Raw genomic sequence first — 15,039 nt, 5'->3', positions numbered from 1 at the left:
CGGCAAAGGCAACCGGCAGGGCCATGTGGTCCTGCCTACTGGAGAGAGACAGTGGATAGAGCGGAAAAACGCGAATTTGTCTCGTGGCTGAACGGCGCTTTTAAAGAGTCCGGTTCGGTCGTCGTGGCCCACTATACCGGTCTCACCGTTGCGCAGATGAGCGATCTTCGCTCGAAGATGCGTGATGCAGGTGGGTCCGTTAAAGTCGCGAAAAACCGCCTTGCCAAGATCGCTCTTCAGGGCACGGAATCGGAAGGCATTTCTGATCTGTTTACAGGTCAGACGGTTGTTGCTTATGCAAACGACCCGATTGCTGCTCCGAAAGTAGCCGTCGAATTCGCCAAGGCTAACGACAAGCTCGTAATCCTCGGTGGTGCAATGGGTGCAACGACGCTTAACGCCGATGGCGTCAAGTCGCTTGCTTCGCTCCCATCGCTCGACGAACTGCGCGCAAAGCTGGTTGGAATGATCCAGACCCCGGCTCAGCGTCTCGCAGTACTTACCAGCGCACCAGCGGGCCAGATCGCTCGCGTTATTGGCGCGCACGCCCGGAAGAACGAGGCGGCGTAAGGCCGTTTTTCGCTGTCAATTGTTCAAACCTTGAAACTAAGGAAATACCAAAATGGCTGATCTCGCAAAGATCGTTGACGACCTGTCGGCACTGACCGTTCTCGAAGCTGCAGAGCTTTCGAAGCTTCTCGAAGAGAAGTGGGGCGTTTCGGCTGCTGCTCCTGTTGCAGTTGCTGCTGCTGGTGGCGCTGCTCCGGCTGCTGCTGCTGAAGAAAAGACCGAATTCGACGTCGTTCTCGCTGACGGCGGCGCTAACAAGATCAACGTGATCAAGGAAGTGCGCGCAATCACCGGTCTCGGCCTCAAGGAAGCCAAGGACCTGGTCGAAGGCGCTCCTAAGGCTGTCAAGGAAGGCGCTTCGAAGGACGAAGCTGAGAAGATCAAGGCACAGCTCGAAGCTGCTGGCGCCAAGGTCGAACTCAAGTAAGTTCGGACTATTCTGGCGGATGGTTTTCCATCCGCCAGTTCCCGCCGGACTTTCCTGGTGGGTCGGATGACTGGAACCCTTTTCCTGAGTGCCGGAACGGCTTTCAGGAAACGGGTTTTAGCCCGTTAAGAGCGCCGCGTGCCGGTAACGATGCGGAAGGCAGCTCTGGAAAGTTTGCACATGATCCTTTTCGATCCATCCGATCTGAAGGGGCCGATCTGAAGGACCATGTGCTCGAAGGACCGCCGAAGGGCGGCGCATGATAAAGGCCGCAAGGCGTGAGCAAGCCGCAAGGCTATAGAACGAGGAGCGACGATGGCTCAGACCCATTCATTCAATGGTCGCAAGCGCGTACGCAAATTTTTCGGCAAGATCCCAGAGGTCGCCGAGATGCCGAACCTTATCGAGGTTCAGAAGGCATCTTACGACCAGTTCCTTATGGTTGAAGAACCATCCGGTGGGCGTTCTGACGAGGGTTTGCAGGCGGTTTTCAAGTCTGTTTTCCCAATTCAGGATTTCTCCGGCGCTTCAATGCTCGAATTCGTTCGCTACGAATTCGACGCACCAAAATTCGACGTTGACGAATGCCGTCAGCGCGATCTGACGTATTCGGCGCCACTCAAGGTGACGCTGCGTCTTATCGTGTTCGATATTGACGAAGATACCGGCGCGAAGTCGATCAAGGACATCAAGGAGCAGGATGTCTACATGGGCGATATGCCGCTCATGACCGACAACGGCACCTTCATCGTCAATGGCACAGAGCGCGTGATCGTTTCGCAGATGCACCGTTCGCCGGGCGTCTTCTTCGACCACGACAAGGGCAAGACCCATTCTTCGGGCAAGCTCCTGTTCGCCGCGCGCGTCATCCCTTACCGCGGTTCCTGGCTCGATATCGAGTTCGATTCCAAGGACATCGTCTACGCACGTATCGACCGCCGCCGCAAGCTGCCGGCCACCACGCTGCTGATGGCTCTCGGCATGGACGGCGAAGACATTCTGTCGACGTTCTACAAGACTGTCACCTATACGCGTGACGGCGACAACTGGCGCATTCCGTATTCGGCTGACCGCTTCAAGGGCATGAAGATCATCTCCGATCTCATCGATGCGGACACCGGTGAAGTCGTTCTTGAAGCCGGCAAGAAGCTGACCGCCCGTTCGGCCAAGCAGCTTGCTGAAAAGGGCCTCAAGGCCATCAAGGCGACGGAAGACGATCTGTTCGGTTCGTATCTTGCGGAAGATGTCGTCAATTACGCAACCGGCGAGATTTATCTCGAAGCTGGTGACGAAATCGACGAGAAGGTCCTCAAGACTCTGATCGACACCGGCGAGACGGAAATCAACGTCCTCGACATCGATCATATCAACATCGGTGGCTACATCCGCAACACGCTGGCTGTCGACAAGAACGAAAGCCGTCAGGAAGCCCTGTTCGACATCTATCGCGTCATGCGTCCGGGCGAACCGCCTACGATGGATTCCGCCGAAGCGATGTTCAACTCGCTGTTCTTCGACGCTGAGCGCTACGACCTTTCGGCCGTCGGTCGCGTCAAGATGAACATGCGTCTGGATCTCGACGCGGAAGACACTGTGCGCGTTCTGCGCAAGGAAGACATCCTGGCCGTGGTCAAGATGCTGGTGGAACTGCGCGACGGTCGCGGCGAAATCGACGACATCGACAATCTCGGCAACCGCCGTGTGCGTTCGGTCGGCGAACTGATGGAAAATCAGTATCGCGTCGGTCTGCTCCGTATGGAGCGCGCGATCAAGGAACGTATGTCCTCGATCGAAATCGACACGGTCATGCCGCAGGATCTGATCAACGCGAAGCCGGCTGCTGCAGCCGTGCGCGAGTTCTTCGGTTCCTCGCAGCTGTCGCAGTTCATGGATCAGACCAACCCGCTTTCGGAAATCACCCACAAGCGCCGTCTCTCGGCTCTTGGACCGGGCGGTCTGACCCGCGAGCGCGCTGGCTTCGAAGTCCGCGACGTGCATCCGACCCACTATGGCCGTATCTGCCCGATTGAAACGCCGGAAGGCCCGAATATCGGTCTGATCAACTCGCTTGCAACTTTTGCCCGCGTCAACAAGTACGGCTTCATCGAAAGCCCGTACCGCAAGGTTGTCGACGGCAAGGTAACGAACGACGTTGTCTATCTGTCGGCGATGGAAGAAGCCAAGCACTCGGTTGCGCAGGCTAACGTCGAGCTGGACGAGCGGGGCGGTTTCGTTGACGAATTCGTCATCTGCCGTCATGCAGGCGAAGTGATGATGGCTCCGCGTGAAAACGTGGATCTGATGGACGTGTCGCCGAAGCAGCTCGTTTCGGTTGCTGCGGCTCTCATCCCGTTCCTTGAAAACGACGACGCCAACCGCGCTCTCATGGGCTCGAACATGCAGCGTCAGGCTGTGCCGCTCGTTCGCGCTGAAGCGCCGTTCGTCGGTACGGGCATGGAAGCTGTCGTTGCGCGTGACTCCGGTGCCGCTATTGCAGCACGCCGTGGCGGTGTGGTCGATCAGGTTGACGCAACGCGTATCGTTATCCGTGCGACTGAAGATCTCGATCCGTCCAAGTCGGGCGTCGATATCTATCGCCTGATGAAGTTCCAGCGTTCGAACCAGAACACCTGCATCAATCAGCGTCCGCTCGTACGCGTTGGCGATCCCATCCAGAAGGGTGACATCATCGCTGACGGTCCGTCGACGGATCTGGGCGATCTGGCTCTCGGCCGTAACGTGCTCGTCGCGTTCATGCCGTGGAACGGCTACAACTACGAAGATTCGATCCTTCTTTCCGAGAAGATCGTTTCGGACGACGTGTTCACTTCGATCCATATCGAGGAATTCGAAGTAGCTGCCCGCGACACCAAGCTTGGACCTGAGGAAATCACTCGCGACATTCCGAACGTTTCGGAAGAAGCGCTGAAGAATCTCGACGAAGCCGGTATCGTGTACATCGGTGCCGAAGTGCATCCTGGCGACATTCTTGTCGGCAAGATCACGCCGAAGGGTGAAAGCCCGATGACGCCGGAAGAGAAGCTCCTGCGCGCCATCTTCGGTGAAAAGGCATCGGACGTCCGTGACACCTCCATGCGTATGCCGCCCGGAACCTACGGTACGGTTGTGGAAGTTCGCGTTTTCAATCGCCACGGCGTTGAAAAGGACGAACGCGCCATGGCTATCGAACGCGAGGAAATCGAGCGTCTCGCCAAGGACCGTGACGACGAACAGGCTATCCTGGATCGCAACGTCTATGGCCGTCTTGCCGACATGATCGATGGCAAGGTCGCTGCAGCGGGTCCGAAGGGCTTCAAGAAGGGCTCGACGATCACCCGTGAACTGATGACCGAATATCCGCGGTCGCAGTGGTGGCAGTTTGCTGTCGACGACGAGAAGCTCCAGGGCGAACTCGAAGCTCTGCGTGGCCAGTATGACGAATCCAAGAAGCTGCTCGAAGCACGCTTCATGGACAAGGTCGAGAAGGTACAGCGTGGCGACGAGATGCCTCCAGGCGTCATGAAGATGGTCAAGGTCTTTGTCGCTGTGAAGCGCAAGATCCAGCCAGGCGACAAGATGGCTGGCCGTCACGGCAACAAGGGTGTGGTTTCCCGCATTCTGCCAGTCGAGGACATGCCGTTCCTCGAAGACGGTACGCATGCCGACATCGTGTTGAACCCGCTTGGCGTTCCGAGCCGTATGAATGTGGGCCAGATTCTGGAAACCCACCTCGGCTGGGCATGCGCTGGCATGGGCAAGAAGATCGGTGAGCTCATCGACGTTTATCGCAAGACGGCCAATATCGAGCCGCTGCGCGATACGCTGGAGCACATCTATCCGGACAACGACCGCAACGAACCGGTCCGGTCTTATGACGACGATTCCGTCCTCATGCTGGCCAACCAGGTGAAGCGCGGCGTGTCGATCGCAACGCCGGTCTTCGACGGTGCGGTGGAAGCCGACATCAACGCGATGCTGACGGATGCGGGTCTTGCAACGTCTGGTCAGTCGACGCTTTACGATGGCCGTACGGGTGAGCCGTTCGACCGTCAGGTGACCATGGGCTACATCTATATGTTGAAGCTCCACCACCTGGTCGACGACAAGATCCACGCTCGTTCGATCGGACCTTACTCGCTCGTTACGCAGCAGCCTCTGGGCGGCAAGGCCCAGTTCGGTGGCCAGCGCTTCGGCGAAATGGAGGTCTGGGCTCTGGAAGCATACGGTGCGGCTTACACGCTGCAGGAAATGCTGACCGTCAAGTCGGACGACGTGGCAGGCCGTACCAAGGTCTACGAAGCGATCGTGCGCGGCGACGATACGTTCGAAGCAGGCATTCCGGAGAGCTTCAACGTTCTCGTAAAGGAAATGCGTTCGCTCGGTCTCAATGTCGAGCTGGACGATACACGCGACGAACAGCAGCAGGCCCTGCCTGACGCAGCGGAATAAAGCTCAAGGGCGCGCCACGGTATTGCCGCGGCGCGCCCGTATAATCGTTTCCAGAATATGCGGAACACGGTTCCGCACCGGAAACGAAACTACGGCAAGCCAGTTCATAACTGCGTAGTACCGCGATTTCTTTTCAGGATGGCAAGGATTTTCAGCTTGTCATCGACGACACAGGGCGACGGATCGCCCTCAAGGAGAACGGCATGAACCAAGAGGTCATGAATCTTTTCAATCCTCAGGCTCCGGCACAGACGTTCGATTCCATCAGAATCTCGATTGCCAGCCCTGAGAAGATTCTGTCCTGGTCATACGGCGAGATCAAGAAGCCGGAGACGATCAACTACCGCACGTTCAAGCCTGAACGCGATGGTCTCTTCTGCGCGCGCATCTTTGGCCCGATCAAGGACTATGAATGCTTGTGCGGCAAGTACAAGCGTATGAAATACAAGGGCATCATCTGCGAAAAGTGCGGCGTGGAAGTCACGCTCTCGCGCGTTCGTCGCGAGCGCATGGGCCACATCGAACTCGCAGCCCCGGTTGCCCACATCTGGTTCCTGAAGTCGCTGCCGAGCCGTATCGGCACGCTCCTGGACATGACGCTCAAGGATATCGAGCGCGTCCTGTACTTCGAGAACTACATTGTTACCGAACCGGGCCTGACCTCGCTGAAGGAGCATCAGCTTCTTTCGGAAGAGGAATACATGATCGCCATCGACGAGTTCGGCGAAGATCAGTTCACGGCTCTCATTGGTGCTGAAGCTATCTACGAGCTTCTGGCTTCGATGGAACTCGAAAAGATTGCCGCCGATCTGCGCGTTGATCTTGCCGAGACCACTTCGGACCTGAAGCAGAAGAAGCTGATGAAGCGTCTGAAGATCGTCGAAAACTTCCTGGAGTCGGGAAACCGCCCGGAATGGATGATCATGAAGATCGTTCCGGTTATTCCGCCGGATCTGCGTCCGCTCGTGCCGCTGGATGGCGGTCGTTTCGCGACGTCGGATCTGAACGATCTCTATCGCCGCGTCATCAACCGTAACAACCGTCTGAAGCGCCTGATCGAACTGCGCGCACCGGGCATCATCATCCGTAACGAAAAGCGCATGCTGCAGGAAGCTGTGGACGCGCTGTTCGATAACGGCCGTCGTGGTCGCGTCATCACCGGTGCTAACAAGCGTCCGTTGAAGTCGCTGTCCGACATGCTCAAGGGCAAGCAGGGTCGCTTCCGTCAGAACCTGCTCGGCAAGCGCGTCGACTATTCCGGTCGTTCGGTCATTGTGACCGGTCCGGAACTCAAGCTGCACCAGTGCGGCCTGCCGAAGAAGATGGCGCTCGAACTGTTCAAGCCATTCATCTACGCACGTCTTGACGCCAAGGGTTACTCCTCGACCGTCAAGCAGGCGAAGAAGCTGGTTGAAAAGGAACGTCCGGAAGTCTGGGATATCCTCGACGAAGTGATCCGTGAGCACCCGGTTCTTCTGAACCGCGCGCCTACGCTGCACCGTCTTGGTATCCAGGCCTTCGAACCCACGCTGATCGAAGGCAAGGCTATCCAGCTGCATCCGCTCGTTTGTACGGCGTTCAACGCCGACTTCGACGGTGACCAGATGGCTGTTCACGTTCCGCTGTCGCTCGAAGCCCAGCTTGAAGCACGCGTGCTGATGATGTCGACCAACAACATCCTGCACCCTGCCAACGGCGCACCGATCATCGTTCCTTCGCAGGACATGGTTCTCGGCCTCTATTATCTGTCCATCGTGGCAGACAAGGAGCCGGGCGAGGGCATGATGTTCGCCGATATGGGCGAGCTGCAGCATGCGCTTGAAAACAAGGTCGTTACGCTGCACACCAAGATCAAGGGCCGTTTCAAGACGGTCGATGCCGAAGGCAAGCCTGTGTCGAAGATCTACGACACGACGCCTGGCCGCATGATCACCGGTGAGCTGCTGCCGAAGAACGTCAACGTGCCTTTCGACATCTGCAATCAGGAGATGACAAAGAAGAACATCTCCAAGATGATCGATCACGTCTACCGCCATTGTGGTCAGAAAGAGACGGTTATCTTCTGCGATCGCATCATGCAGCTCGGCTTCGCGCATGCCTGCCGTGCAGGCATTTCCTTCGGCAAGGATGACATGGTCATTCCGGATACGAAGGCGAAGATCGTTGCCGACACCGAAGCGCTTACGACCGAGTACGAACAGCAGTACAATGACGGCCTGATCACTCAGGGCGAAAAGTACAACAAGGTCGTCGACGCCTGGGGTAAGGCAACCGACAAGATCACCGAAGAGATGATGGCGCGCCTGAAGGCCGTCGAATTCGATCCGGTGACCGGTCGCCAGAAGCAGATGAACTCGGTCTACATGATGTCGCATTCGGGTGCCCGTGGTTCGGTCAACCAGATGCGTCAGCTTGGCGGCATGCGTGGCCTTATGGCCAAGCCGTCGGGTGAAATCATCGAAACCCCGATCATCTCGAACTTCAAGGAAGGCCTGACCGTTAACGAGTACTTCAACTCGACCCACGGTGCCCGTAAGGGTCTGGCAGACACCGCCTTGAAGACTGCTAACTCGGGCTACCTGACCCGCCGTCTCGTTGACGTTGCACAGGATGCGATCATTTCGGAAGTCGATTGCGGCGCCGAAATCGGTCTCACCATGCAGCCGATCGTCGATGCCGGCCAGATCGTGGCTTCGATTGGCCAGCGCGTTCTGGGCCGTACGGCTCTCGATCCGATCCTGCATCCGACCACCGGCGAAGTCATCGTCGAGGCTGGCCGCATGATCGAGGAAAAGGACGTCGAGATCATCGAGAAGGCTGCCATCCAGTCGATCCGCATCCGCTCGGCCCTGACCTGCGAAACCCGCAACGGCGTTTGCGCCAAGTGCTATGGTCGCGACCTTGCACGCGGTACTCCGGTCAACCAGGGCGAAGCTGTCGGCGTTATCGCCGCTCAGTCGATCGGCGAGCCGGGCACTCAGCTCACCATGCGTACCTTCCACCTTGGCGGTACTGCACAGGTTGTTGACAGCTCGTATCTCGAAGCTTCGTACGAAGGCACCGTCAAGCTGCGTAACCGCAATGTGGTTCGCAACTCCGATGGCAACCTCGTGGTGATGGGCCGTAACATGGCTGTGCTGATCCTCGACAATACGGGCAAGGAACGTGCGGTCCATCGCGTGACCTACGGTTCGCGTCTGTTTGTTGATGAGGCCGACACGGTCAAGCGCGGCCAGCGTATTGCCGAGTGGGATCCGTACACCCGTCCGATCATGACCGAAGTTGAAGGCTACGTTGAGTTCGAAGATCTCGTCGATGGTCTCTCGGTTTCGGAATCGGCTGACGAGTCGACCGGTATCACCAAGCGCGTCGTTATCGACTGGCGTTCTACCCCTCGCGGTTCGGACCTCAAGCCTGCCATGGTCATCAAGGACAAGGCCGGCAAGATTCTGAAACTGTCGAAGGGTGGCGATGCCCGCTTCATGCTCTCCGTGGAATCGATCCTTTCGGTCGAGCCGGGCGCGCATGTTAAGGCTGGTGACGTTATCGCTCGTCTGCCGATGGAAAGCGCCAAGACCAAGGACATCACCGGTGGTCTGCCGCGCGTTGCGGAACTGTTCGAAGCACGTCGTCCGAAGGACCATGCCGTCATCGCCGAGATCGATGGTACCGTTCGTTTCGGTCGCGACTACAAGAACAAGCGTCGCATCATCATCGAGCCGAACGACGACACGATCGAGCCGGTCGAGTACCTCATTCCGAAGGGCAAGCCGTTCCATCTTCAGGACGGTGACGTCATCGAAAAGGGTGAGTACATCCTCGACGGCAACCCGGCACCGCATGACATTCTGGCGATCAAGGGCGTCGAAGCTCTGGCTTCGTACCTCGTGAACGAAATCCAGGAAGTCTATCGTTTGCAGGGCGTTTTGATCAACGACAAGCACATCGAAGTGATTGTCCGTCAGATGCTGCAGAAGGTGGAAATCACGGAATCCGGCGATACCGGTTACATTCCGGGCGACCACGTCGACCGCATCGAGCTGGAAGAGATCAACGAACGTCTTATCGAAGAAGGCAAGAAGCCGGGTTCCGGCAATCCTGTCCTCCTCGGTATTACCAAGGCTTCGCTGCAGACGCCTTCGTTCATCTCGGCTGCGTCGTTCCAGGAGACGACCCGCGTGCTTACCGAAGCTGCGGTTGCCGGCAAGATGGACACGCTGCAGGGTCTCAAGGAAAACGTCATCGTCGGCCGTCTCATTCCGGCCGGTACTGGCGGCATGACCAACCAGATCCGTCGCATCGCAACTGCACGCGACGAGCTGATCATCGATGAGCGCCGCAAGTCTTCGGGTTCTACCGAAGCCAATGCAATGCTGGTCGATATGACCAACAACGCTGCCGAGTAAGATCGACAGATATGAAACTGAGAAAGGCCGCCTTTCGAGGCGGCCTTTTTGTATTTCGATATTTCCTGCAAAAGCGGGTGCGGCTTGATGCTGGATAAAAAAATGCCGGTCGGAACCGGCACTTTCTTCTGATGCTTATTCTTCTTCTTCGTCGTCGCCGTCGAACTCGATCAGCGCGACTTCGCCGCTGAGCGCGGTGGCCCAGGCACTCTTGTGCGGCTCTTCTTCCGGTTCTTCGGTCAGCGTGCCCATCTCGAGAAGCTCGGCTTCATGGTAGCCTTCTTCGGCAAGAATGCTGAGGACCGTCTGGACGAGATCTTCATTCTCGTCCGATTTCAAAAGCAGGTGCACTTCTACCGGAGATTCTTCACCTTCATTCCAGACGTCAGCAATGACGAGATGGACGGTTGGCGAATCGTCGCCGGCTATTGGGGATGTGGAAGACATTGAGAAACCCTTAATATTCTGTTGCGTTTCGACTCAGATGTGCTTCAATAACCTTTACCAAGTGGCTGCGCCATGCTTGCATAGGAAAATGACGGTTTTGATCGCGAAATATTAGCGAATGGACGTCAAATGCGGCGCAATAACCTGTCCGGGCGAAGCCAAAACGCTGGTTTCGGACCGTCCATTGAAGAAACTTGAGCCGCTGCCCTTGACGAAACGTCGCTAAAGACGTATCAGCACCCCATCTGAGCCGATGTGAGACAAGCTTTTTCGGGGCGACGCGCCCTGAAGTTCATCTCAAACAGGGTTCGTTTTACGATCGAAATGCAACTTGCCGTTCGCATGAAGCGTCAGCTTCCTCTGCTTTTGTTCGGGGTGGTCACCGGTTGTCGTGACTTGTCCCGAATTCGTGCATCAGCATGGCGGTGAAACGGCCCGTATGGGCGTGGATACGAGATTTTTTATAGAGGAAGGTTGTATGCCAACCGTAAACCAGCTTATCCGCAAGCCGCGCATTGCGCCGGTAAAGCGTAATAAGGTTCCTGCACTGCAGGCAAACCCTCAGAAGCGCGGCGTTTGCACCCGCGTTTACACGACGACCCCGAAGAAGCCGAACTCGGCTCTCCGTAAGGTTGCCAAGGTTCGTCTGACGAACGGCTTCGAAGTCATTGGTTATATCCCTGGTGAAGGGCATAACCTGCAGGAGCACTCCGTCGTCATGATCCGCGGCGGTCGTGTAAAGGACTTGCCGGGTGTGCGTTACCACATCATCCGCGGCGTTCTCGATACCCAGGGTGTCAAGAACCGCAAGCAGCGCCGTTCGAAGTACGGTGCAAAGCGTCCGAAGTAAGATTTTCCGGGGATACCGGCCGCCAGAAGGCGAGCTGAGCCCGATGTAATTGAAAGAAGAGACGAAATGTCCAGACGCCATAAGGCTGAGAAGCGTGAGATCAATCCGGATCCGAAGTTCGGCGATCTCGTTATCACGAAGTTCATGAATGCAGTCATGCTTCATGGCAAGAAGTCGGTTGCTGAAAGCATCGTTTACGGTGCGCTCGATGTAATCGAAGCCAAGGCCAAGTCCGAGCCGGTCGCGCTGTTCCATCAGGCGCTCGACAATGTAGCTCCGCACATCGAAGTCCGTTCGCGCCGCGTTGGTGGTGCAACCTATCAGGTTCCGGTTGATGTGCGTCCAGAACGCCGCCAGGCACTTGCCATCCGTTGGCTCATCAATGCTGCTCGTGGCCGTAACGAGACGACGATGATCGATCGTCTTTCCGGTGAGCTGCTTGACGCTGCTAACAACCGTGGTTCTGCTGTGAAGAAGCGTGAAGACACGCACCGCATGGCTGAAGCCAACCGCGCCTTCTCGCATTACCGCTGGTAATCGTCGAAACCTATTCAAAGAGCGACTATCATGGCCCGCGAATATAAAATCGAAGACTACCGCAATTTCGGTATCATGGCTCACATCGACGCCGGTAAGACGACGATGACCGAGCGCATTCTGTTCTATACCGGTAAGAACCATAAGATCGGCGAAACCCACGATGGTGCGTCGACCATGGACTGGATGGAGCAGGAGCAGGAACGCGGTATCACCATCACGTCCGCTGCCACGACCACGTTCTGGCAGGGTCAGGATGGCAAAAAGCGCCGCTTCAACATCATCGACACGCCGGGCCACGTTGACTTCACGATTGAAGTTGAACGTTCGCTCCGCGTTCTCGACGGCGCAATTGCACTGCTCGATGCCAACGCTGGCGTTGAGCCTCAGACCGAAACCGTGTGGCGTCAGGCTGAAAAGTACCACGTCCCGCGTATGGTCTTCGTCAACAAGATGGACAAGATCGGTGCCGATTTCTACCGTTGCGTAGAAATGGTCGGTTCGCGTCTTGGCGCAGTAGCACTTCCGGTTCAGCTGCCGATCGGCGCTGAAAACGAGTTCGAAGGCGTCATCGACCTGATCGAAATGAAGGCTCTGACCTGGGATGGCACGATCGGCGCAGCTGCGACCGTTGGTGAAATTCCTGAGCATCTCAAGGATCAGGCTGAAGAATACCGCGAAAAGCTCATCGAGCTGGCTGTGGAAATCGACGAAGCTGCCATGGAAGCTTACCTCGAAGGCACGATGCCTACGAACGAACAGCTCCGTGCGCTGATCCGTAAGGGCACCATCGAGGTCAAGTTCCACCCGATCCTTTGCGGTACCGCGTTCAAGAACCGTGGCGTTCAGCCGCTTCTGGACGCTGTTGTGGAATTCCTTCCGGCTCCGACCGACGTGCCAGCGATCAAGGGCATCGACGTCAAGACGGAAACCGAAACCACCCGTGAATCTTCGGATGAAGCACCGCTTTCGATGCTCGCATTCAAGATCATGAACGACCCGTTCGTTGGTTCGCTGACCTTTGCTCGTATCTACTCGGGCAAGCTGACCAAGGGCGTTTCGCTCGAAAACACCGTCAAGGGCAAGCGTGAGCGTATCGGCCGTATGTTGCAGATGCACTCCAACAGCCGTGAAGACATCGAAGAAGCCTTTGCAGGCGACATCGTTGCTCTGGCTGGCCTCAAGGAAACCACCACTGGCGATACGCTCTGCGATCCGCTGAAGCCAGTTATCCTCGAGCGCATGGAATTCCCGGATCCGGTTATCGAAATCGCTATCGAGCCGAAGACCAAGGCCGACCAGGAAAAGATGGGCATTGCGCTCAATCGTCTGGCTGCCGAAGATCCTTCTTTCCGCGTCAAGTCGGACGAAGAATCCGGTCAGACCATCATCGCCGGCATGGGCGAACTTCACCTCGACATTCTCGTCGATCGCATGAAGCGCGAATTCAAGGTTGAAGCCAACGTCGGTGCCCCGCAGGTTGCTTACCGTGAATCGATCACCCGTCAGGCTGAAATCGATTACACCCACAAGAAGCAGTCGGGTGGTTCGGGTCAGTTCGCTCGCGTTAAGATCATCTTCGAACCGCATGATGGCGACGATTTCATCTTCGAATCGAAGATCGTCGGCGGCTCGGTTCCGAAGGAATACATTCCGGGTGTCCAGAAGGGTATCGAAAGCGTCATGGGTGCAGGCCCGCTGGCTGGCTTCCCGATGCTCGGCGTGAAGGCCACCCTGATCGACGGCGCATACCATGACGTTGACTCGTCTGTTCTCGCCTTCGAAATCGCGTCCCGTGCAGCGTTCCGTGAAGGTGCGCAGAAGGCAGGCGCTCAGCTCCTCGAGCCGATCATGAAGGTCGAGGTTGTCACGCCGGAAGATTACGTTGGTGACGTTATCGGCGATCTGAACTCGCGTCGCGGTCAGATTTCCGGCACCGAAGCCCGCGGCATCGCCACGGTCGTCAATGCAAATGTTCCACTCGCCAACATGTTTGGTTACGTGAACAACCTGCGTTCGATGTCCCAGGGCCGTGCACAGTACACGATGCAGTTCGACCATTATGAGCCGGTTCCGACGGCGGTCGCACAGGAAATCCAGAAGAAGTTTGCGTGACCTAAGGGTCACGCTCCCAATTAAAAGAATGCCTGAGCAGGCTAAATTTACGGAGAGCTCAAATGGCAAAGAGTAAGTTTGAACGTACGAAGCCCCACGTTAACATCGGCACGATTGGTCACGTTGACCATGGCAAGACGTCGCTGACTGCAGCGATCACGAAGTTTTTCGGCGAGTTCAAGGCGTATGACCAGATCGACGCCGCTCCTGAAGAGCGCGCCCGCGGCATCACGATCTCGACGGCACACGTCGAGTACGAAACGCCGAACCGTCACTATGCACACGTCGACTGCCCAGGTCACGCTGACTATGTGAAGAACATGATCACCGGTGCTGCCCAGATGGACGGCGCAATTCTGGTTGTTTCGGCCGCTGACGGCCCGATGCCGCAGACCCGTGAGCACATCCTGCTCGCTCGTCAGGTTGGCGTTCCGGCAATCGTCGTGTTCCTGAACAAGTGCGACCAGGTTGACGATGCAGAACTGCTCGAACTGGTTGAACTGGAAGTCCGCGAACTTCTGTCGAAGTACGACTTCCCGGGCGACGAAGTTCCGATCATCAAGGGCTCGGCTCTTGCTGCTCTGGAAGATTCTTCGAAGGAACTGGGCGAAGACGCCGTTCGTTCGCTGATGGCCGCTGTTGACGACTACATTCCGACCCCGGAACGTCCGATCGACCAGCCGTTCCTGATGCCGATCGAAGACGTGTTCTCGATCTCGGGCCGTGGTACGGTTGTGACGGGTCGCGTTGAGCGCGGTATCGTCAAGGTTGGTGAAGAAGTTGAAATCGTCGGCATCAAGGCGACGGCGAAGACGACGGTTACCGGCGTTGAAATGTTCCGCAAGCTGCTCGACCAGGGCCAGGCTGGCGACAACATCGGCGCTCTGATCCGCGGCGTTGGCCGTGAAGACGTTGAACGCGGCCAGGTTCTCTGCAAGCCGGGTTCTGTGAAGCCGCACACCAAGTTCAAGGCAGAAGCCTACATTCTGACCAAGGACGAAGGTGGCCGTCATACGCCGTTCTTCACGAACTACCGTCCGCAGTTCTACTTCCGCACGACGGACGTGACCGGTGTTGTCACGCTGCCGGAAGGCACGGAAATGGTTATGCCTGGCGACAACGTCGCTATGGACGTCACCCTGATCGTGCCGATCGCCATGGAAGAGAAGCTCCGCTTCGCTATCCGTGAAGGCGGCCGCACCGTCGGTGCAGGCATCGTCTCCTCGATCATCGAGTAA

At 57.0% G+C, this 15,039-nt stretch carries 9 protein-coding genes; 8 read left to right on the top strand and 1 reads right to left on the bottom strand.

All coding sequences use genetic code 11. The features are described 5' to 3' along the window. The first annotated feature begins 51 nt into the window (after window positions 1-51). The 4 genes from rplJ to rpoC all read left to right on the top strand — a co-directional run bounded on the left by rplJ (window position 52) and on the right by rpoC (window position 9,852). Window positions 52-570: a 50S ribosomal protein L10 gene (gene rplJ / locus ABDF71_RS08755; protein ID WP_010659905.1), complete on the top strand. Its 519-nt coding sequence runs from the start codon at window positions 52-54 to the stop codon at window positions 568-570. Window positions 571-622: 52 nt separating this feature from the next. Continuing rightward, window positions 623-997, top strand: a complete 375-nt coding sequence (gene rplL / locus ABDF71_RS08750) for a 50S ribosomal protein L7/L12 (RefSeq protein ID WP_010659906.1) — start codon at window positions 623-625, stop codon at window positions 995-997. Between the two features lie 315 nt (window positions 998-1,312). Then, a complete protein-coding gene (rpoB, locus tag ABDF71_RS08745; RefSeq protein ID WP_010659907.1) occupies window positions 1,313-5,446 on the top strand; it encodes a DNA-directed RNA polymerase subunit beta in 4,134 nt (1,377 codons plus the stop codon). Window positions 5,447-5,649: 203 nt separating this feature from the next. After that, window positions 5,650-9,852: a DNA-directed RNA polymerase subunit beta' gene (rpoC, locus tag ABDF71_RS08740; RefSeq protein WP_151663007.1), complete on the top strand. Its 4,203-nt coding sequence runs from the start codon at window positions 5,650-5,652 to the stop codon at window positions 9,850-9,852. A gap of 135 nt (window positions 9,853-9,987) precedes the next feature. On the opposite strand, the gene ABDF71_RS08735 is transcribed toward rpoC, so the two are convergent. Then, window positions 9,988-10,299: a hypothetical protein gene (locus ABDF71_RS08735; protein WP_151663008.1), complete on the bottom strand. Its 312-nt coding sequence runs from the start codon at window positions 10,297-10,299 to the stop codon at window positions 9,988-9,990. A 478-nt stretch (window positions 10,300-10,777) separates the two neighbouring features. Here ABDF71_RS08735 and rpsL point away from each other — a divergent pair, with 478 nt between their 5' ends. The 4 genes from rpsL (at window position 10,778) to tuf (ending at window position 15,039) form a co-directional block, all read left to right on the top strand. Beyond that, entirely contained in the window at window positions 10,778-11,149 is a 372-nt protein-coding gene (rpsL, locus tag ABDF71_RS08730; RefSeq protein WP_006471111.1) for a 30S ribosomal protein S12, read from the top strand. A gap of 66 nt (window positions 11,150-11,215) precedes the next feature. After that, on the top strand, window positions 11,216-11,686 hold the full coding sequence (gene rpsG, locus ABDF71_RS08725) for a 30S ribosomal protein S7 (protein WP_010659910.1): 471 nt from the start codon (window positions 11,216-11,218) through the stop codon (window positions 11,684-11,686). Between the two features lie 30 nt (window positions 11,687-11,716). After that, window positions 11,717-13,801, top strand: coding sequence for an elongation factor G (gene fusA, locus ABDF71_RS08720; protein ID WP_010659911.1), 2,085 nt, complete (start codon window positions 11,717-11,719; stop codon window positions 13,799-13,801). A 62-nt stretch (window positions 13,802-13,863) separates the two neighbouring features. After that, window positions 13,864-15,039 carry an elongation factor Tu gene (tuf, locus tag ABDF71_RS08715; protein ID WP_012091906.1) on the top strand — a complete coding sequence of 392 codons (1,176 nt, stop codon included), beginning with the start codon at window positions 13,864-13,866 and terminating at the stop codon, window positions 15,037-15,039.

Source organism: Ochrobactrum sp. WV_118_8 (genome assembly GCF_039631535.1).
GTDB classification, from domain to species: domain Bacteria; phylum Pseudomonadota; class Alphaproteobacteria; order Rhizobiales; family Rhizobiaceae; genus Brucella; species Brucella anthropi.
The sequence above is the reverse complement of the archived record's forward strand: the minus strand, read 5'-3'. Positions and strand labels throughout refer to the sequence as shown.

Bases quoted from the DNA above. Each gene is read 5' to 3' on its own strand.
- rplL (WP_010659906.1), top strand. From the start codon at position 623: ATGGCTGATCTCGCAAAGATCGTTGACGACCTGTCGGCACTGACCGTT.
- rpoB (WP_010659907.1), top strand. From the start codon at position 1,313: ATGGCTCAGACCCATTCATTCAATGGTCGCAAGCGCGTACGCAAATTT.
- rpoC (WP_151663007.1), top strand. From the start codon at position 5,650: ATGAACCAAGAGGTCATGAATCTTTTCAATCCTCAGGCTCCGGCACAG.
- ABDF71_RS08735 (WP_151663008.1), bottom strand. From the start codon at position 10,299: ATGTCTTCCACATCCCCAATAGCCGGCGACGATTCGCCAACCGTCCAT.
- rpsL (WP_006471111.1), top strand. From the start codon at position 10,778: ATGCCAACCGTAAACCAGCTTATCCGCAAGCCGCGCATTGCGCCGGTA.
- rpsG (WP_010659910.1), top strand. From the start codon at position 11,216: ATGTCCAGACGCCATAAGGCTGAGAAGCGTGAGATCAATCCGGATCCG.
- fusA (WP_010659911.1), top strand. From the start codon at position 11,717: ATGGCCCGCGAATATAAAATCGAAGACTACCGCAATTTCGGTATCATG.
- tuf (WP_012091906.1), top strand. From the start codon at position 13,864: ATGGCAAAGAGTAAGTTTGAACGTACGAAGCCCCACGTTAACATCGGC.